We start from the raw sequence: 19,119 nt of genomic DNA on the forward strand, positions 1-19,119 counted from the left end.
CTCCGGTGTCAGGCCGCCGCCACCTCCGCCGGGCGGTGCTGAGGGTCCGGCAGTCGCACCACCGTGGGCTCCGGGCGCGCGGGCAGCATGTGCGCCAGGATCTCGGCGGCCACCTCGTCCTCCGTGCCGTCGCCGTCGATCAGCACGAACGAGTCGTGCTCCGGCAGCGAGGCGTAGGACGCGGAGGCACGCGTCAGGTACTCGATCGTCTCGTGGTCGGTGCCGCGCGCCTCGATCCGCCGGTAGGCCGCGCCCGGGCTGACCACCAGCAGGAACGTGACGTCCGGCGCGGGGAACAGCCGGTACGCGAACCGGGCCAGCCGCTCGGCGACGCGCCCCCGGCCGAGCTGGGTGCGGATGCTGGCGTACTGGCAGTAGCTGTACCGGTCCATCACCGCGATCCGGCCGGACCGGCGGGTGCGCGCCAGCGTGCGGGCGATGGCGAGCCAGCGGAGCACCGACTCCACGACCGGCCAGCCGCGGCGGCCGAAGAGGTGCTGCGCGTCGCCCGCGCCGATCCGCTGGGCGACCCGGCCGAACCAGGCGCGGCCACCCGCGTTCTGCTGGTAGTCGGCCAGCAGGCCGGCCTCGGTGAGCGCGTCCGCGAGGCGGTGCGCCTGGGTGGTCTTCCCGGAGCCGTCGACGCCGATCAGCGCGACGATCCTGGGCGGATGTCCGGAGTCGTCGTCACGGGTGGATTCAAAGATCGGCGCCATACTCCGACACGGTAGCGAGTCGAGGCATCTTTTCGCTGAGAGTCATAGTCGGGCATTTACTATTTTTTTCCGCATATCCGCTTAAAGGAGCCTGGATATCTATCAGCCTTTCGGCTGGATTTCCACCGTCCATCCGGACTAAAGTTGTTTGCTGTACGCGAAACGATCCCCGACCCCCTTCAGTGGGGAGGCCGTTCGTGAGCACACCCCCGGAACGACGGCATCGCGCCGCCCGGCTGCTGGCCACGCTGTCCGAGATGCCGCCGCAGCACCCCGACCGCGCACGCGTCCGCGCGGAGGTGATCGAGGCGTGGCTGCCGCTGGCCCATCACCTGGCCAACCGGTTCGCCGGCCGCGGCGAGCCACGCGAGGACCTGGACCAGACCGCGATCGTCGGGCTGATCAAAGCGGTCAACCGGTACGACGCGGACCGCGGCGTGGAGTTCGTGGCATACGCGATCCCGACCATCGCCGGGGAGATCAAGCGACACTTCCGCGACCGGTGCTGGGACGTCCGGGTGCCACGCCGCCTCCAGGAGATGCGCGCCGCCACGTCCGAGGCGACCACCACGCTGACCCAGGCGCTCGGCCGCTCTCCCACCGTGGCGGAGCTGGCCCGGCACCTGGACCGCGGCGAGGAGGAGATCCTGGAAGGGCTGGAGGCGGCCCGGGCGTACAGCGCGGTCTCGCTCTCCGCACCGGCGGGCGAGGGCGAGACGCCGCTCAGCGACCTGCTCGGCGCGGACGACGAGGACCTGGAGACGGCCGAGCTGCGGGTGGCGCTCGGGCCCGCACTGGCCGCGCTCGACCCTCGCGAGCAGCGCATCCTGACGCTGCGCTTCTACGGCAACCTGACCCAGTCGCAGATCGCGGAGCGGGTCGGCATCTCCCAGATGCACGTGTCCCGGATTCTCGCCCGCGCGCTGGCCAAGCTCCGCGGGCGGCTCGCCGACGACTTCTGACCCGTCCGAAATGCCGGTTTCCCGGTGTGTGAACCGGCTCCCCGCCGGGTAGGTGGACAGGACACCGCCACATACGACGGGAGATCGCCATGCCGTACCGGGTGGACGCCGGGCTCGTCAATACGCTCAAGCGCGTCGCCGCCATCTTCAAGCAGGCCGACGTGCCGTTCGCGCTGGGCGGAAGCTTCGCGGTCTACGCGCACGGGGGTTACTCCAGCGACCACGACGTGGACTTCATGATCCGCGAGCAGGACGTGGACCGCGCGCTCGAGGAGCTGACCGCCGCGGGTTTCACCAGCGAGCGACCGCCGGAGGACTGGCTGGTCAAGGTCTACGACGACGGGCGGATGGTGGACCTCATCTTCCGGCCGGTGGAGACGCCGGTGACGGACGAGACGCTGGCCGATTCCGTGGTCCGGCCGGTCGACGCGATCCAGATGCCGTGCATCTCCGCGACCCAGCTGATGGTGCACAAGCTGCTCAGCTTCTCCCAGCACTACTGCGACTTCGCGCGCGGCCTGCCGGTCGCCCGGTCGCTGCGGGAGCAGATCGACTGGGCGCGCGTGCGCCACGAGACGGCCGACTCGCCGTACGCGGAGGCGTTCCTGGTGCTCCTGGACCGGCTCGACGTGGTCTCCACGGAGGAGTCGGAGACGCCGGACTCGGAGGGGTCCGGCCAGCGCGGCACGCTCCGTCTCGCCGCCACACAGTAAGGAAGGTGACATCACGTGACGACACAGCATCATGCGGACATCGGGACGAACCGTCCGCTGGACGAGTACGCCGAGGCCGAGGTGCAGCGCCTGCTGACCGAGGACGGACGGGTGGCCGAGCAGGGCCTGACCGTCTCGCGCCGGGAGCACACGCTGATCCTCTGCGGTGACGTGGAGAGCGCCCAGCGCCGCGACGAGATCGTCCGGCTGATCCGGGAGCAGTTCCCCGGCATCGACCTCCAGGTCGACATCGGCCTGACCCGGGCGAACGCCCCGGCCGACGCGGAGGAGCTGTCGTGATCCGGATCGCGGCCGTCGGGGACGTGCACATCGACAAGGACGTGGTCGGGCGCTACCGGCCCGCGCTGGAGGAACTGCCGGACAAGGCGGACGTGCTGCTGCTGGCCGGGGACCTGACCCGGCACGGCACCGAGGACGAGGCGCGCTGCGTGGCCACGGAGTTCGGTGGGCTCGGCGTACCGGTGATCGCGGTGCTGGGCAATCACGACCACCAGTCGGACCAGCCGGACGCGGTCACCCGCGTGCTCACCGACGCCGGCATCACCGTGCTGGAGGGCACCGGGACCGTGCTGGACTGCGGCGGCACCCGGCTCGGCGTGGCCGGTGTGAAGGGCTTCGGCGGCGGCTTCGCCGGGCGGTGCGCCAGCAACTTCGGCGAGCCGGAGATGAAGGCGTTCGTCGGGACCACCGAGCGGATCGCGGACAGCCTGGCCGACGCGCTGCACGCGCTCGACTGCGACGTGAAGGTCGCGCTCACCCACTACGCACCGGTGCCGGACACGCTGGTCGGCGAGCCGCTGGAGATCTACCCGTTCCTCGGCTGCTACCAGCTGGGGCGCGCGATCGACTCGGCAGGGACCGCGCTGGCGCTGCACGGGCACGCGCACCACGGCACCGAGCGCGGCACCACGCCGGGCGGCGTGCGGGTGCGCAACGTGGCCCACCCGGTGATCAAGCAGGCGTACAGCGTCTACCACCTCCTCGGCGACGACGCGGACATCGACAGTCCGTCCCTGGTCCACGCCGGACGATAAGAAATCGATCTACGCGACGAAGGCGGCCCACGGGCCGCCTTTTCGCCGCTCACGGCCATGTTTTGCAATCGTCGGGGTCGGGTACAGAACAGACCATGCTCGATACTCTTCTGTGGATCCTGGCAGTGGTGCTCGTGGTCGCCGGCGTCGTCTCGCTCGTCCGGCGGCAGATTCTCTGGGGAATCGTCCTGATCGTGGTGGGCCTCCTGGTCGGTCCCGGCGGTGTCAGCATCTTCACGTAGGCCGCCCGACATCCCCCTTCATCCCTCACGCCCCCGGGGTCGTCGCCACCTCGGACCGGAGTCCTCCCCCGACTGGCCGGTCCGATGCGACGACCCCGGTTTTACGTCCGTGACCAGCATCGATGCGTCGACTACCCCCGTCCGTGAAGGTCGGACGGCATGTGCGACGACGGCCGGTCGCGATGTGACTGAATCCTCGACTGAATGACCCTGATGTCCGATCGGGTCTTATTTGTCGAGGTGTCAGCGCGCGATGGCCGAGGTCCACCACTTCACGCACGGGGCGTTCAACCCGATCGTCTCCTTCCTGATGGCGTTTCTCGGCTCACTGCTGGGACTCGGCTGCACGGTCCGCGCCCGTGAGTCACAGACCCGCGGCCGGCGCGCGCGCTGGCTGGGGATCGCCGCGTTCGCGATCGGCGGCGCCGGCATCTGGCTCATGCACTTCATGGCCATGCTGGGCTTCGACGTCCCCGACAGCACGCTCCGCTACGACCTCGGCCTCACGCTGGCCAGCGCGGCCATCGCGGTCGGCACGGTCGGGTTCGGCCTGTTCGTGGTCGGCTTCGGTCCCCGTTCCTGGCAGCGCATCCTCACCAGCGGCGTGCTGACCGGCGCGGGCGTGGTGGCGATGCACTACACCGGCATGCGGGCGATGCGCGTGGTCGGAGTGATCCACTATGACCCGGGCCTGGTCGCCGCGTCGTGCGTGATCGCCGTGGTCGCCGCGACCGTCGCGCTCTGGTTCACCGTCACGATCAAGGGCTGGGGCCCGATCGTCGTCGCCGCCGCGATCATGGGCGTCGCGGTGACCGGCATGCACTACACCGGCATGGCCGCGATGCGCGTCGAGCTCTGGAACGACGGGCGCGGACCGGTCGACGGCCTGGCCCCCTACATCCTGATCATCCCGATCACGCTGCTGGCCGCCGCCACGCTGATCGGCATGGCCTTCAGCGGTCTCCAGGCGATGACCCAGGAGGAGTTCGCCGCCGGCGCGCCGATCCTGCCGTTCCGCCCGACCGGGGCGCACGCGGAACGGACCTGGTCCATCCGCGCGACCGAGCCGGTCATCCCGCCCGCACCCGCGGTCGACCGGCTGGCCACGTCGTCCGCCGTGGCGGCCGCCACCGCCGGAGCCAGCCGCGCCCGCACCTGAGAACGGGACCCGCGTGGCCGCCGCCCTCAGCACGCCGGCCAACCGCGTGACCGCTGCCCGGACGCTCCCGCCGGTACCGGCCGGCCGCACGGCGGAACGCCAGCATGGGTGGCCGGCACCGGCCAGGACGCGGCGGTGCCGGTGGTCGCCACGCGTGTGGCGACCACCGGCGCGGCCGCGTGGGCTCGTGGTGACCACACGGACGCCGGCTTCGACCGGCGGACCGGAGCGGAGCGCCGGCGGAGCCGGAGGGAGCCGGGATTTGCCCGCGGGAGCGGACCGGCCGCACCACGCCGGAAGTGGGAGATCCGCCGTGGAGGGCGTGTTCCGCGGGAGAGGGCCGGGCCCGCCGCGAGTGCCTAGTTCATCGACCAGATGGCCGCGTTGAGCGCCGTGGCGTAGGTGACCCAGAGCAGGTACGGCACCAGGAGCAGGGCCGCGACGGTGGAGATCCGGCGGAACAGCGCGACGGTCGCGGCGATGGCGAGCCAGAGCAGGACGATCTCGGCCAGCGCGAGGCCGTACTGGCCGGCGCCGAAGAAGAGCGGGGTCCAGAGCGCATTCAGGACGAGCTGGACGGCGTAGACGGTGAGCGCGGTGGTCCAGCCGGCCCGGCGCCAGGCGAGCCAGCCGGCGAGCGCGATCATCGCGTAGAGCACGGTCCAGACCGGACCGAACAGCCAGGACGGGGGCGCCCAGGAGGGCTGGGCCAGGCTGTTGTACTCCGCGGCGGTGCCCTGGACGCCGAGGCCACCGATCGCGGCGGCGGCGAACGCGGCGAGCGCGAAGCCGGCGAGGGCGAGCCATGGGGCGGAACCGTGGTGGTGGCGGGCGCTCAGCGTGGACATGTGCGGATAGTTCCCCGTGGGCGGGTGGTCAATCCAGGATGGCGGCGAATCGCTCCTCGGCCAGATCGAGCTGGTCCATGATGTGGGACTTCGCCTCCGGGGCGAGCGGGGTGTCGGACCGGGCGATGAGGTCCCGGAACGTGGGCACCAGCGGGCGGTACTTCCGGGCGCTCGACTCGAGCTTCGGCCCGGTGGTGTGAATGATGCCGACGCCGTTGTCGGTGAAGTCGCTGACCTTGATCACGCGGGCCCACGGGTCGCGCTCCAGGCTGTCCGCGACGTGCTCCCGGTACTGCTCGTAGCGGTCCCGGCCGGGCTCGTACTCCGGGTTGGTGACCGACCGGACCAGGTCCGCGACGCGCTTGTTGAAGCGGCGGGCGACCTCGGCGAGCGCGGCCTCGGTGGCGACGTCGTGCGGCTGCGGCTCGGGCAGCCCGGCCAGCTCGCACGGGTGGTCCTCGACTGCGTCGTGCAGCAGCGCCGCGCACAGCACGTCCACGTCCTCGACGCGGTAGTAACACATGATCCGCAGCGCGACCCGGAGCAGGTGGTTGAGGTACGGCTCGCGCACCCGGCGGTCGTCGCGGTGCAGGCGGGCCGCGAGCGTGAGCGCGTCGGTGAGCGCGTCCCGGTGCGCGCCGGGGAAGCGAGCGATCTCGTCGAGGAAGCGCTGCCGCAGACCGGGCTCGCCGTACACCTCGGTAATGGCGTGCAGCGGCATGGTGCGCAGGATCTCGGACTTCGGGTTCTCGGCGGGCATGGCGCCCACATATACCCGATATTGCCTGCTCAGGGTAGCCGCCGTATCGGTGCGAACCACCACGAAAACCGACGTTTGCGACGAGAATGGCCGTGTGCCACAGAGCGGTCGCAGGTTTCTGAATTGTTACCGATCAAGGTCGGCCGACCGCTGGACTAAAGATCCTGCAAGCGCTTACATGTGAGGACGCCCACAGGAACGGGATCCGGCGAACGGGCTTGCAGTGCCTTGCGCCGGCTAGGGAAGGAGGACGCCATGGCGGTCAAGTCTCGACCTCGCCAGGCCCTTGCGGTCGCCACCGCTCTCGGGCTGGTGCTGACCGCCGCCGCGTGCGGCGGCGGAGACGACGAGAACAGCGCGGGCACGGGGGACTGCTCGACATACGAGGCGTACAAGCACGACGGCACCGAGGTCTCGATCTACGCGTCGATCCGCGACGCCGAGGCGGATCTGCTGGAGCAGTCGTGGGCCGAGTTCAGCGAGTGCACCGGCATCGCGATCAACTACGAGGGCAGCGGTGAGTTCGAGGCGCAGCTGCAGGTGCGCGTGGACGGCGGCAACGCGCCCGACATCGCGTTCATCCCGCAGCCGGGCCTGATCAAGCGCTTCGCCGACTCGGGCAAGCTCAAGGCCGTCTCCGCGGAGACGAAGACGCAGGCCGAGGCGAACTACTCGGCCGACTGGCTGAAGTACGCGACGGTCAACGGCCAGCTGTACGGCGCTCCGTTCGGCTCGAACGTGAAGTCCTTCGTGTGGTACTCGCCGAAGACCTTCACGGAGAAGGGCTACAAGGTCCCCACCACCTGGGACGAGCTGATCGCGCTGAGCGACCAGATCGCCGGTGCCGGCGAGAAGCCGTGGTGCGCGGGCATCGAGTCCGGTGACGCGACCGGCTGGCCGGCCACCGACTGGATCGAGGACGTCATGCTGCGCACGCAGACGCCCGAGGTCTACGACCAGTGGGTCAACCACGAGATCCCGTTCAACGACCCGAAGGTCGCGGAGGCGGTCGACCGGGCCGGCACGATCCTGAAGAACGACAAGTACGTCAACGGCGGCTTCGGTGACTCGAAGTCGATCTCGACGACCGCGTTCCAGGAGGGCGGCCTGCCGATCCTCGAGGGCAAGTGCACGCTGCACCGCCAGGCCTCGTTCTACGCGAACCAGTGGCCCGAGGGCACCAAGGTGGCCGAGGACGGCGACGTCTACGCGTTCTACTTCCCGGCGATCGACGCGGCCGGCGGCAAGCCGATCCTGGGCGCCGGTGAGTTCACCGTCGCGTTCGCGGACCGTCCCGAGGTCCAGGCCGTGCAGACGTACCTGGCCAGCGGCGAGCACGCGAACGCCCGGGCCAAGCTCGGCAACTGGGTCTCGGCGAACAAGAAGCTGGACATCAACAACGTCCAGAACCCGATCGACAAGCTCTCCGTGGGCATCCTCCAGGACGCCTCGACCGTGTTCCGCTTCGACGGCTCGGACCTGATGCCGGCGTCGGTCGGCGCGGGCACGTTCTGGAAGGGCATGGTCGACTGGATCAACGGCGGCAAGGACACCGCGGGCACCCTCAAGTACATCGAGGATTCCTGGCCCAAGTAGGGGCACCCGATCCGGGCCGGGCGCTGCGCGCCCGGCCCGGATCTCTTTATCGGTACAACAACCCGTATGGGTGAGCTCTGGGGAGCGGTGATGAACTTCGACCTCGCCGATCAAGCCGACAAGTTCGTGATGCTGCTGGGCGGCCTGGTCGCCTTCGTGGTGCTGGTCGGTGGCCTGCTGCTGGTCCTGGACGTGATCCCGACCAAGCTGGCCGAACGCCGGGAGGCCCGGCTCGCGGCCGCGGCCGATGCCGGTGTGCCGATCGCACCCGGTGCCGCGCGCGGCCGGGAAGGCTGGCTGGCACTCGGTTTCCTGGCACCGGCGCTGCTGCTGCTGTCGATCGGCCTGATCTTTCCGGCGATCCGCACGACCGTTCTGTCGTTCATGAACGGTGACAGCACGCGCTGGGTCGGCTTCGACAACTACACCTGGATGTTCGGTCAGCCCGACATCCAGAACGTGCTGCTGAACACGCTGGTGTGGGTGCTCGTGGTGCCGACGCTGGCGGCCACGATCGGCCTGCTCTACGCGATCATGGTGGACAAGGCGCGCGGCGAGGCCGTGGCCAAGGCGCTGATCTTCCTGCCGATGGCGATCTCGTTCGTCGGCGCCAGCATCATCTGGAAGTTCGTGTACGCGTACCGGTCCGGTGAGCAGGACCAGATCGGCCTGCTCAACCAGATCGTGGTCTGGTTCGGCGGCGAGCCGAGGCAGTGGCTGCTGGAGGAGGGCTTCAAGCTCAACACGCTGCTGCTGATCGTCATCATGATCTGGATCCAGGCCGGTTTCGCCATGGTGATCCTGTCCGCCGCGATCAAGGCGATCCCGGCGGAGATCGTGGAGGCGGCGAAGATCGACGGCACCAACGCGTGGCAGATGTTCTGGCGGATCACGCTGCCGGCGATCCGGGCCGCGCTGATCGTCGTGGTCGTCACGATCACGATCGCCACGCTGAAGGTGTTCGACATCGTCCGCACCATGACGAACGGCAACTACGACACCAGCGTCATCGCGAACGAGATGTACAACCAGTCGTTCCGGTACGGCGAGACCGGCCACGGCTCCGCGCTCGCCGTCTTCCTCTTCGTCCTGGTGATCCCGATCGTGATCTTCCAGATCCGGAACATCCGCAAGCAGCGGTCGGAGGCATGACATGACGACTACCAACCCGCCCGCCGCAGCGGTCCCGGTGACGAAGTCCGGCGGTGACCGGCCGAACACGGCCGCCGGGCGCGTCCGGAAGAAGCTCTCCAGCCCGCTGGCGACCGGCATCGCGATCGTCATCGCGCTGTTCTGGAGCGTGCCGACGTTCGGGCTGCTGATCAGCTCGTTCCGGCCGGAGGACGACATCAAGACGACCGGCTGGTGGTCGTTCTTCACGGATCCGCAGCTGACCCTGGACAACTACGACGAGGTGCTGTTCGGCGGCAGCGCCAGCTCCGGTCAGCTGGCCGGCTACTTCATCAACTCGCTGGTCATCACGATCCCCGCGGTGCTGTTCCCGATGGCGATCTGCGCGCTGGCCGCGTACGCGCTGGCCTGGATCGACTTCCGCGGCCGTGACTGGATCTACATCCTGGTCTTCGCGCTGCAGATCGTGCCGCTGCAGATGGCGCTGGTCCCGCTGCTGCGCTTCTTCTCGCAGGGCGTGGAGCTGTTCGGCGTGCAGTTGCTGCCGGCCTGGGGGCTGAGCGGCGAGGAGCTGTTCATCCAGGTCTGGTTCGCGCACACCTGCTTCGCCATCCCGTTCGGCGTCTACCTGCTGCACAACTTCATCTCGGAGCTGCCGAAGGACGTGATGGAGGCGGCGCGCGTCGACGGCGCGAACCACCCGAAGATCTTCCGGACCATCGTGCTGCCGCTGATCACGCCGGTGCTCGCCTCGTTCGGCATCTTCCAGTTCCTCTGGGTCTGGAACGACCTGCTGGTCGCGCTGATCTTCGCCAGCGGCGGTGGCCGGGACACCAACCCGATGACGGTACGGCTGGCGGAGCTGGCCGGTACGCGCGGCAACGAGTGGCAGCGGCTGACCTCCGGGGCGTTCGTGTCGATGATCGTCCCCCTGATCGTCTTCCTCTCGCTCCAGCGATACTTCGTCCGGGGTCTCCTGGCCGGCAGCGTCAAGGGCTGACTTCGTCAGCGGGCACAACACCACAACGACAGGACGGCCGGCCGCTGGCAGAAGCGGCCGGCCGTCGTCAACGCGCCCTCGTGAAGGTGGCGACGTGACCAGGATCGATGATGTGGCCCGGGCGGCCGGTGTCTCCACCGCCACCGTCTCCCGGGCGCTCCGTGGACTGCCGATGGTGTCCGAGAAGACCCGCCGGCGGGTGCTGGACGCCGCGGCCCGGCTGGGCTACATCGCCTCGCCCAGCGCGTCCCGGCTGGCCGGCGGCCGTACCGGCTGCGTCGGGGTGGTCGTGCCGCGGATCACCCGGTGGTTCTTCTCCACCGTGGTGGAGGCGGCCGAGGAGAGTCTGCACGAGGCGGGGTACGACGTGCTGCTGTTCAACCTCGGTGGCAGCGAGCAGGCGCGGCTGAAGCTGCTGCACACCGGCGCGCTGCGGCAGCGGGTGGACGCGGTCATGATGATCTCCATGCCGCTGCTCGCCGAGGACTTCGCGGCCGTCAGCCGGCTGGAGCTGCCCGGCGTGACGGTCAGCTCCGGCACGCCGGTGCCCGGCTGGCCGAGCGTCCGGATAGACGACGTGGCCGCGGCGCGGGACGCGGTCGAGCACCTGATCGGGCTCGGGCACACCCGGATCGCGCGGATCTGCGGCAAGTCCTCGGACGAGCTGGCGTTCACCACGCACGTGGACCGGCAGGACGGCTACCACGCGGCGCTGCGCGGGGCCGGGATCCGGCCGGACCCGGCGCTGGAGGTGGAGGGCGCGCTGGACCTGGCCGGTGGCGTGGCCGCGACCGAGGAGCTGCTGCGCCGTGGCGTACCGTTCTCCGCGATCTACGCCATCTGCGACGAGGCCGCGATGGGCGCGCTCACCGCGTTGCGCCGGCACGGTCTGCGGGTACCCGAGGACGTGAGCCTGGTCGGTATCGACGATCACGACCTGGCGCCCGCGATCGGGCTGACCACGGTCGCGCAGCCGGCCGCGGAACAGGGCCGGCGGGCGGTCGAGACGCTGCTGTCGCCGACCGTGCCGGACGGTGCGGTGCTGCTGCCGACACGCCTCATCATTCGCGAGTCGACGGCCGCGCCGCGCAGCACACTTGAATGAGCACGGAACAACACCTCACGGGACGGAGAAGACCCTGAACACGCACAAGGGCAGCGAGTGGTGGCGGCACGCCGTGATCTACCAGGTCTACCCCCGGTCCTGGGCGGACAGCGACGGCGACGGCCTCGGCGATCTGCCCGGCATCACCGGCCGGCTGGACCACCTGGTGGAGCTGGGCGTGGACGCGCTCTGGCTGTCCCCGTTCTATCCGTCCCCGCAGGCGGACGCCGGATACGACGTGGCCGACTACCGCAACGTCGACCCGATCTTCGGGCAGCTGGAGGACGCGGACAAGCTGATCGGCGAGGCGCACGCGCGTGGGCTGAAGCTGATCGTGGACCTGGTGCCGAACCACACGTCCAGCGCGCACGAGTGGTTCCAGGAGGCGCTGGCGTCGGAGCCGGGCAGCCCGGCGCGCAACCGGTACGTCTTCCGGGACGGCAAGGGCGCGAACGGCGACCAGCCGCCGAACGACTGGAGCGCGGTCTTCGGCGGGTCGGCCTGGCAGCGGGTCACCGAGCTGGACGGCACGCCCGGCCAGTGGTACCTGCACCTGTTCGACCCCGCGCAGCCGGACCTGAACTGGGACAACCCGGAGATCCGGGCGGACTTCGTGAAGACGCTGCGGTTCTGGCTGGACCGGGGCGTGGACGGGTTCCGGGTGGACGTGGCGCACGGCCTGATCAAGCAGCGCGACCTGGCGAACTGGCACTACCCGATCGGCGGCGCGACCGGGGACGGCGTCGAGGGCCGGCGGGCGCCGATGTGGGACCAGGACGAGGTGCACGAGGTCTACCGCGAGTGGCGGCAGGTGCTCGACTCGTACGAGGGTGAGCGGATCCTGGTCGCGGAGGCGTGGGTGCAGCCGGCCGAGCGGCTCGCCGCGTACGTGCGCCCGGACGAGATGCACCAGGCGTTCAACTTCGAGTACCTGGAGGCGCACTGGTCCGCGGCCGCGCAGCGATCGGTGATCGGCCGCTCGCTGGCCGCGAACGGTGCGGTGGGCGCGCCGACCACCTGGGTGCTCTCCAACCACGACGTGCTGCGGCACGCGTCCCGGCTGGGCCTGCCGATCGGCACGCCGCGCCCGGACGGCATCGGCATCGGCGACCCGCAGCCGGACCCGGTGCTCGGCCTGCGCCGGGCCCGGGCGGCCACGCTGCTGATGCTGAGCCTGCCCGGCGGCGCCTACCTCTACCAGGGCGAGGAGCTGGGCCTGCCGGAGCACATGACGATGCCGGACGAGGCGCGGCAGGACCCGACGTGGGAGCGGTCCGGGCACGAGCGCCGCGGCCGGGACGGCTGCCGGGTGCCGATCCCGTGGGAGGCGGACGCGCCGTCGTACGGCTTCGGGCCGACGGACGCCAGCTGGCTGCCGCAGCCGGAGCTGTGGGCGGAGTACGCGCTGGACCGGCAGCGCGGCGTGCCGGGCAGCACCTACGAGCTGTACCGGGAGGCGCTGCGCCGGCGTCGTGAGCTCGGCCTGGGCAGCGGCGAGCTGACCTGGGACGCGGACGTGAGCGACCCGGTGCTGTCGTTCGTCAACGGCGGCGTGCGGGTGCTGACCAACTTCGGGCCGGACGACGCGGTGCTGCCGGACGGCGCGGAGGTCATCCTGACCAGCCACCCGCTGGAGACGCCCGGCCGGGTGCCGTCCGACGTGACGGTCTGGCTGCGCGCGTAGCGCGTCGACGGTGATCGGGGCGCCGGGCGTGGCGCCCCGATCATCCGGCGGTGGAGCAGCGCGGGAGTGCGGGCGGCTCAGGCCGAGGCGGCGGCCGTACCCTCGGATGGCTGTTGGTCCGTGGTTCTCGCCGCGCGGGTGAGCAGCGTGGCGTGCACGTCCGCGATGTCCCGCGGCGCGGTGCGCGAGGCGAGGTAGTACATGACGCCGGTGGGGACGAAGAACAGCTGGAACAGTGCGAGGCCGGCCGCGTAGTTGAGCGGCGGCGGGAACGCCCCGGCCAGCGCCCGCGCGGCCACGCCGATCAGCGCGTTGCCGCCGGCCCGGCCGAGGCTGTTGACCAGGTTTCCGATCGAGTAGACCGTGCCCCGGTGCTCCGGCAGGTTGACGTCGCCGATCAGCGCGAACCAGTTCGGCGAGTTCGCGGACGTGAACGCGAGCGCGGTGAACGCGGTGACCAGGCTGATCGCGACGGTCGGCTCGGTGACCACGCTGGTCAGCACGGCCGCGATCACCTCGCCGCTCCCGCCGCCGTTCGGCACGGTGATCCTCATCGGTACGTAGAACAGGATCGCGTAGAACGGCAGCGCGCCCAGCACGCCGACGGCCGCGACCAGGGCCCGGCCGCGCGGGGTGCGCCGCTGCAGACGGTCGCCGATCACCCCGCCGATGATCGACAGTGCGCCGCCGAGCTGGAACAGCGTGGTGAAGATCGTGCCGACCACGACCGCGGTGGAGTCGTCGTACCCCTGGTCCTTGGCCCGCTCGGTGAACAGCACCGGCAGCCAGACCAGTGAGCCGAACGCGACCTGCGCGGTGAGTCCCTGCGCGACCAGCCAGACGTTGGACCGGTTGCGCCAGATGCGCGGCAGGTCGCGGCGGGAGATGCGGTAGTCGTAGTCGGCGGTGTCCGCCAGTTCCGGCTCCGACTCGCCGCGCCGGATGTCGTAGGTGAACAGGTATGCCACGGTCGCGACCAGGCCGGCCACGGTCAGCACCATGAACGGGCGGCGCCAGTCCGCGTTGCCGAGCAGGCCGCCGAGCAGCGTGCCGGTGAGCGAGCCGACGCCCTGGGCCAGGCCGAAGAACGCCATCACCAGCCCGCGGCGGCGCGGCGTGATCAGGTCGGTGACCACGGAGAAGCCGACCGAGGAGACCGCGCCGAGCCCGGCGGCCGCGACCAGCTGGGCGAGCACGAACATGACGAAGGTGCCGGACAGCGCGGTGCCGGCGGTCCCGGCGGCCCAGACCAGCGTGCCGGACATCAGCAGCCGCTTGCGGTCGGTGCGGTCCCCGCTGTACGCCCAGGCGACGGACGCGACCGCGCTCACCAGGTAGGTCACGGAGATGACGCCGGCGATCGCGCCGCGGCTGACGTCGAGCCCGTCGCCGATCCGGCCGTAGAGCGGCGGCGTGATGCCGATGACCACGTTGTCCAGCGAGGCGAGCACGACGAAGACCACCACGCTGTACGAGCGGTGCACCCGCCCGCCGCCGCCCCTCATGACACGGGAGGGTAGCTCAGGTGCCGGCCCCGGCGCTGTGGCTCGGCCGCCACATCGGCCAGAACGCGGCACCGTCCGGGAGCAGGATCGGCGCGGCGGCGCGGTAGCCGTGCCGGGCGTAGAGGTCGCGCGCGGCGGGATTGCCGGAGACCAGGTAGGCGGGAATGCCGGCCGCGTCCAGCCGGGCGTGGTGCGCGCGGAGCAGCGCGCTGCCCAGTCCCTCACCGCGCCGGTTCGGCTCCACGGCCATGAACAGCAGGTGGTGGTGCGGCTCGGCCGGGTGGTGCGCGGCGAGTAGCGTGGCGAGCTGGCGGAACCGGGCGCCGAACTCCGCGGTGATCTCGTCCGTCCGGGCGTCGTACCGCCCCGGCAGCGCGGGCCACGCGTCGCCGTCGTGCGGCAGCCAGACCGCGACGCCGGTCCGGTCCGGCGTGCACAGCACCTCGCCGAGCGTCAGGGCCGCGTCCAGCGCGGTGCGGATCGCGCTGCCGAGGACCACGTGGCGGCGGGCGCGCGGTGGGACGAGCCAGACCGCGGGTGCCTGGCTCTCCAGCGAGTGGGTGATCAGGTCGGTCGCCCAGACCACGTCGGACGCATCGGCCTTCGTGACTGTCGGATGCACGCCGATCCCCCTCATGAGACACGCCGCTAGCAGACTGGCATCTATGCCCGCGTCCTTGCAACTCCCACTATGGAGCAACTTCCAAGGCTGGAACTTCTCCAAAATTCGCGGAGTCGGCTACCCGCTCACGACCTGCATCGGCGACACTCTGCGCTATGGGAACCCATCCGACGGTGCGGCGGCGCCGGCTCGCATCCGAGCTGCGGCGGCTGCGGGAGGCGGCGGACCTGACCATCGAGCAGGCCGCCGCCGAGGCGAAGGTCAGCAAGTCCACGCTGTCCCGGATCGAGACGGCACAGATCCGAGTCCAGCCGCGCACGGTCGGCACGCTGCTGCGCGTCTACGGCGTGTCGTCCGAGGTGCGCGGCGCACTGATGCAACTGGCCCGGGACGCGCGCGAACACGGCTGGTGGGTGGACTACTCCGGCTCGATGCCGCAGTGGTTCGCGGGGTACGTGGCGTTCGAGGACGAGGCGTCCGGCTTCCAGATCGTCGACATCCAGCTGGTGACCGGCCTGCTGCAGACGCCGGACTACGCGCGGGCCGTGATAGCCGCGGAGTTCCCCGAGGACTCGCCGGAGCGCATCGACGAACGGGTGGAGCTCCGGCTGGCGCGCCAGGCCGTGCTGCGCCGGGAGACGCCGCCGAAACTGTGGCTGATCCTGGACGAGTCCGTGACGCAGCGCGTCATCGGCGGGCCGAACGTGATGGCGGCTCAGCTTCGGCATCTGGTGGACACCAGTCAGTTACCGAACGTCACCATCCAGGTCCTGCCGTTCGGGCAGGGACCTTATGCCGGGATGGGGGTGGGTTTCACCATTATGGAATTCGCCAACCCCGGTGATCCCACCGTGGTCTACCTGGAAAATCTCTCCGGAGCGTTGCTTTTGGACAGTCCGGAGCACGTGGCCACGCATGCCACCGCATATGACCATATGCGGGCGATTGCGCTCTCCCCGGTGGACAGCGTTAAACTACTAAGCGTGAAGGCGGACGCGTTCGCTCCCAGGTGAAGACTGCCTGGGATCGGGCGACCTCTGTTGATCTCTGTCCGTCCTCACAGCACAACGTCGGCGAGATCAACAGAGTAGGAGGGCGCACTATGGTTGCGCCGAATCCGTCCGAGGTCACGTGGCGCAAGAGCAGCCGCAGTAACGGCCAGGGACAGTGCGTGGAGTTCGCCCGGCTCGACGACGCCGTCGTCGGGGTGCGCGACTCCAAGGACGTGCAGGGACCGACGCTGACGTTCGCCCCGGCAAGCTGGCGGACCTTCCTGGCCAGCGACCTCATCCAGAGATAAACGACTTGCAAGCGGGCCCGCCGTCCTTCGTGTTCGGACGGCGGGCCCTTTTTGCTTCCCGCCTTGACCGGTCCCGGGATCAGTGCCGGTCGACCGTCAGCTCGCGGGCCGCGGCGTACTGCTCGCGGATCGCGGGAACGGGCGTGCCGTCGTACTCCCGGGTGTCCGTGATCGTCCACTCGGGAGCGTGACCGGTCGCGACCCAGGCGGCCTGGCGGGCGGCGCCGTCCGCCACGTACTCCCCCGGCGGCGGGACCACGACCGGCAGCCCGAAGACCGCGGGCGCGATCCGGCGGACCGCCTCGGACCGGGCACCGCCGCCGACCAGGATCACCCGGTTGACCGTGGCACCCTGCGCGACCAGCGCGTCCAGCCCGTCCGCGAGCGCGCAGAGCATGCCCTCGACCGCGGCGCGGGCCAGGTGCGCGGGCGTGCCGGTGCGCAACGTCAGGCCGTGCACCGCGCCGGACGCGTGCGGCTTGTTCGGCGTGCGCTCACCCTCCAGGTAGGGCACCAGCACCAGGCCGTCCGCGCCGGCCGGCGCGTCGAGCGCCAGGTCGGAGAGCTTCGCCACGTCGACGCCGAGCATGGTCGCGGCCGTGGTGAGCACCCGGGCCGCGTTCAGCGTGCAGACCAGCGGCAGGAACCGGCCGGTCACGTCCGCGAAGCCGGCGACGATGCCGCTCGGGTCGTTCGCCGGCGTGTCCGCCACCGAGAAGACGGTGCCGGACGTGCCGATGGAGACGATCACGTCGCCGGGCTGCGCACCCGCGCCGAACCCGGCCGCCGCGTTGTCGCCGGCGCCGGGGCCGAGCAGCGCGTTCCCGTGCGAGCCCGCCGTCTCGGCCGGGCCGAGGACGGTGGGGACGATCAGGTCCTTCCGGACCGCGTGCCGCAGGAGGTCCGGCCGGTACTCCCCGGTGGCCGCGGACCAGTAGCCGGTGCCGCTGGCGTCGCTGCGGTCGGTGCGCAGCCCGTCCAGGCCCGGCGCGCCGGCCAGTTTCCAGGTCAGCCAGTCGTGCGGCAGGCAGACCGCGGCGGCACGAGCGGCGTTCTCCGGCTCGTGGTCGGCCAGCCAGCGCAGCTTGGTGACGGTGAACGAGGCGACCGGCACCAGGCCGACCGCGTCCGTCCACTGCCGCGCGCCGCCGAGCTCGTCGATCAGGTCCACCGCGGCCCCGGCGGACCGGGTGTCGTTCCACAGCAGCGCGGGGCGGACCACCTCGCCCCGCTCGTCGAGCGTGACCATGCCGTGCTGCTGGCCGCCGACGGAGATCGCGGCGATGTCGTCGAGGCCACCGGCCTGTGCGGCCGCGTCGTTGAGCGCGCTCCACCACGCGTCCGGGTGCACCTCGGTGCCGTCCGGGTGGGCCGCGCGGCCCTCCCGGACGAGCGCGCCGGTCTCCGCGTCCCGGATCACGACCTTGCATGACTGGGTCGAGGAGTCGACCCCGGCGACGAGAGGCATGGCTATCGGGCCCCGAGCACGTGCTCGACCGCGAGCTGGTTGAGGCGGACGAAGCCGAAGCCGCGCTGGGCGGCCGCGTCCACGTCGTAGTCCTCGAAGCTGCTCCGGTCGGCGAGCAGGTCGGCGAGCGTCTCGCCCTGACCCAGCGTGGACTGGTTCAGCTCGGCGACGCCGCTCGCGACCAGTGCCTCCTGCACCTCCGGGTCCGCGCGGAACGCGGCGGCGCGCTCCTTGAGCAGCAGGTAGGTCCGCATGTTCGCGGCCGCGGACGCCCAGACGCCGTCGTAGTCCTCGGTGCGGGACGGCTTGTAGTCGAAGTGCCGCGGGCCGGAGTAGGCCTCGCCGCCGCCGGGCGCGCCGTTCTCCAGCAGGTCGACCAGCGCGAACGCGTTGAGCAGGTCGCCGTGGCCGAAGACCAGGTCCTGGTCGTACTTGATGCCGCGCTGGCCGTTGAGGTCGATGTGGAAGAGCTTGCCGTGCCACAGCGCCTGCGCGATGCCGTGCGCGAAGTTGAGGCCGGCCATCTGCTCGTGGCCCACCTCCGGGTTGAGGCCGACCAGCTCCGGCTTGTCCAGCTCGCCGATGAACGCGATCGCGTGACCAACCGTGGGGAGCAGGATGTCGCCGCGGGGCTCGTTCGGCTTCGGCTCGATCGCGAAGCGGATGTCGTAGCCCTTCTCCGTGACGTACTGCGTGAGGAGGTTCAGGCCCTCCTTGTAGCGCTCGAGCGCGGCCCGCACGTCCTTGGCCACGTCGTACTCCGCGCCCTCGCGGCCACCCCACAGCACGTAGGTGTTCGCGCCCAGCTCGGCGGCGAGGTCGATGTTGCGCAGCACCTTGCGCAGCGCGTAGCGCCGGACCGAGCGGTCGTTGCTGGTGAAGCCGCCGTCCTTGAACACCGGGTGGGTGAACAGGTTGGTGGTGACCATCGGGACCTTGAGGCCGGTCTCGTCCAGCGCCTTCTTGAACCGGCTGATCTGCTCGTCGCGCGCGGCGGTCTCGGCGCCGAACGGGATCAGGTCGTCGTCGTGGAACGTCATGCCGTATGCACCGAGCTCGGCCAGCTTGTGCACGGCCTCGACCGCGTCGAGCGGGGCGCGGGTGGCGTCGCCGAACGGGTCACGGGCCGTCCAGCCGACCGTCCAGAGGCCGAACGTGAACCTGTCCGCGGGAGTGGGCTGAGCGGCCATGCGATACCTCCACGTAACATCCGCGATTTGTTTATTGGTTGAATTATTTGAGTGGCGTGTGGC

At 70.7% G+C, this 19,119-nt stretch carries 20 protein-coding genes; 13 read left to right on the plus strand and 7 right to left on the minus strand.

Annotation, left to right across the window (positions count from 1 at the left end; translation table 11 throughout):
* Positions 1–8 precede the first annotated feature (8 nt).
* Positions 9–716 (minus strand): dTMP kinase, encoded by a 708-nt coding sequence (locus J2S44_RS12140; RefSeq protein WP_310412187.1) that lies wholly within the window; start codon positions 714–716, stop codon positions 9–11.
* A 257-nt stretch (positions 717–973) separates the two neighbouring features.
* Between J2S44_RS12140 and J2S44_RS12145 the strand changes: the two genes are divergently transcribed.
* The 6 genes from J2S44_RS12145 to J2S44_RS12170 all read left to right on the plus strand — a co-directional run bounded on the left by J2S44_RS12145 (position 974) and on the right by J2S44_RS12170 (position 4,847).
* Complete coding sequence (locus J2S44_RS12145; RefSeq protein WP_310429616.1) at positions 974–1,678, plus strand: SigB/SigF/SigG family RNA polymerase sigma factor; 705 nt, start codon at positions 974–976, stop codon at positions 1,676–1,678.
* Positions 1,679–1,767: 89 nt separating this feature from the next.
* On the plus strand, positions 1,768–2,391 hold the full coding sequence (locus J2S44_RS12150) for a nucleotidyltransferase family protein (RefSeq protein WP_310412190.1): 624 nt from the start codon (positions 1,768–1,770) through the stop codon (positions 2,389–2,391).
* 15 nt (positions 2,392–2,406) lie between these two features.
* Positions 2,407–2,691, plus strand: coding sequence for a hypothetical protein (locus J2S44_RS12155; RefSeq protein WP_310412193.1), 285 nt, complete (start codon positions 2,407–2,409; stop codon positions 2,689–2,691).
* A complete protein-coding gene (locus tag J2S44_RS12160; RefSeq protein WP_310412196.1) occupies positions 2,688–3,446 on the plus strand; it encodes a metallophosphoesterase family protein in 759 nt (252 codons plus the stop codon). Before J2S44_RS12155 ends, J2S44_RS12160 begins: the two co-directional genes overlap by 4 nt.
* Positions 3,447–3,541: 95 nt before the next feature.
* Entirely contained in the window at positions 3,542–3,688 is a 147-nt protein-coding gene (locus tag J2S44_RS12165; RefSeq protein ID WP_306838875.1) for a GPGG-motif small membrane protein, read from the plus strand.
* A gap of 253 nt (positions 3,689–3,941) precedes the next feature.
* Positions 3,942–4,847: an MHYT domain-containing protein gene (locus J2S44_RS12170; RefSeq protein ID WP_310412199.1), complete on the plus strand. Its 906-nt coding sequence runs from the start codon at positions 3,942–3,944 to the stop codon at positions 4,845–4,847.
* Between the two features lie 359 nt (positions 4,848–5,206).
* Here the strand turns inward: J2S44_RS12170 and J2S44_RS12175 are convergent, their stop codons facing one another.
* Both J2S44_RS12175 and J2S44_RS12180 read right to left on the minus strand, forming a co-directional pair.
* Positions 5,207–5,695, minus strand: a complete 489-nt coding sequence (locus J2S44_RS12175) for a TspO/MBR family protein (protein ID WP_310412202.1) — start codon at positions 5,693–5,695, stop codon at positions 5,207–5,209.
* 28 nt (positions 5,696–5,723) lie between these two features.
* Positions 5,724–6,455, minus strand: a complete 732-nt coding sequence (locus tag J2S44_RS12180) for an HD domain-containing protein (protein ID WP_310412205.1) — start codon at positions 6,453–6,455, stop codon at positions 5,724–5,726.
* Between the two features lie 255 nt (positions 6,456–6,710).
* Between J2S44_RS12180 and J2S44_RS12185 the strand changes: the two genes are divergently transcribed.
* The 5 genes from J2S44_RS12185 to J2S44_RS12205 all read left to right on the plus strand — a co-directional run bounded on the left by J2S44_RS12185 (position 6,711) and on the right by J2S44_RS12205 (position 12,971).
* A complete protein-coding gene (locus J2S44_RS12185; protein ID WP_310412208.1) occupies positions 6,711–8,051 on the plus strand; it encodes an ABC transporter substrate-binding protein in 1,341 nt (446 codons plus the stop codon).
* Positions 8,052–8,141: 90 nt separating this feature from the next.
* Entirely contained in the window at positions 8,142–9,203 is a 1,062-nt protein-coding gene (locus J2S44_RS12190) for a carbohydrate ABC transporter permease (protein WP_310429618.1), read from the plus strand.
* Position 9,204: 1 nt separating this feature from the next.
* Positions 9,205–10,182, plus strand: a complete 978-nt coding sequence (locus J2S44_RS12195) for a carbohydrate ABC transporter permease (protein ID WP_310412212.1) — start codon at positions 9,205–9,207, stop codon at positions 10,180–10,182.
* A 94-nt stretch (positions 10,183–10,276) separates the two neighbouring features.
* Positions 10,277–11,287 carry a LacI family DNA-binding transcriptional regulator gene (locus J2S44_RS12200; RefSeq protein WP_310412214.1) on the plus strand — a complete coding sequence of 337 codons (1,011 nt, stop codon included), beginning with the start codon at positions 10,277–10,279 and terminating at the stop codon, positions 11,285–11,287.
* Positions 11,288–11,321: 34 nt separating this feature from the next.
* Complete coding sequence (locus J2S44_RS12205) at positions 11,322–12,971, plus strand: glycoside hydrolase family 13 protein (protein ID WP_310429620.1); 1,650 nt, start codon at positions 11,322–11,324, stop codon at positions 12,969–12,971.
* Between the two features lie 77 nt (positions 12,972–13,048).
* Here J2S44_RS12205 and J2S44_RS12210 read toward each other — a convergent pair whose 3' ends face one another.
* Positions 13,049–14,476: an MFS transporter gene (locus tag J2S44_RS12210; RefSeq protein WP_310412217.1), complete on the minus strand. Its 1,428-nt coding sequence runs from the start codon at positions 14,474–14,476 to the stop codon at positions 13,049–13,051.
* A 16-nt stretch (positions 14,477–14,492) separates the two neighbouring features.
* On the minus strand, positions 14,493–15,098 hold the full coding sequence (locus J2S44_RS12215; protein ID WP_310412220.1) for a GNAT family N-acetyltransferase: 606 nt from the start codon (positions 15,096–15,098) through the stop codon (positions 14,493–14,495).
* A 155-nt stretch (positions 15,099–15,253) separates the two neighbouring features.
* On the opposite strand from J2S44_RS12215, the gene J2S44_RS12220 reads away from it, so the two are divergent.
* Positions 15,254–16,111, plus strand: coding sequence for a helix-turn-helix domain-containing protein (locus J2S44_RS12220; protein ID WP_310412223.1), 858 nt, complete (start codon positions 15,254–15,256; stop codon positions 16,109–16,111).
* Between the two features lie 89 nt (positions 16,112–16,200).
* Positions 16,201–16,398: a DUF397 domain-containing protein gene (locus tag J2S44_RS12225; RefSeq protein WP_310412227.1), complete on the plus strand. Its 198-nt coding sequence runs from the start codon at positions 16,201–16,203 to the stop codon at positions 16,396–16,398.
* A gap of 79 nt (positions 16,399–16,477) precedes the next feature.
* On the opposite strand, the gene xylB is transcribed toward J2S44_RS12225, so the two are convergent.
* Together xylB and xylA are read right to left on the minus strand one after the other, a co-directional pair.
* Positions 16,478–17,866, minus strand: a complete 1,389-nt coding sequence (xylB, locus tag J2S44_RS12230) for a xylulokinase (protein WP_310412229.1) — start codon at positions 17,864–17,866, stop codon at positions 16,478–16,480.
* Positions 17,867–17,868: 2 nt separating this feature from the next.
* Positions 17,869–19,056: a xylose isomerase gene (gene xylA, locus J2S44_RS12235; RefSeq protein ID WP_310412232.1), complete on the minus strand. Its 1,188-nt coding sequence runs from the start codon at positions 19,054–19,056 to the stop codon at positions 17,869–17,871.
* Positions 19,057–19,119 lie beyond the last annotated feature (63 nt).

The organism is Catenuloplanes niger (genome assembly GCF_031458255.1).
Lineage (GTDB): Bacteria > Actinomycetota > Actinomycetes > Mycobacteriales > Micromonosporaceae > Catenuloplanes > Catenuloplanes niger.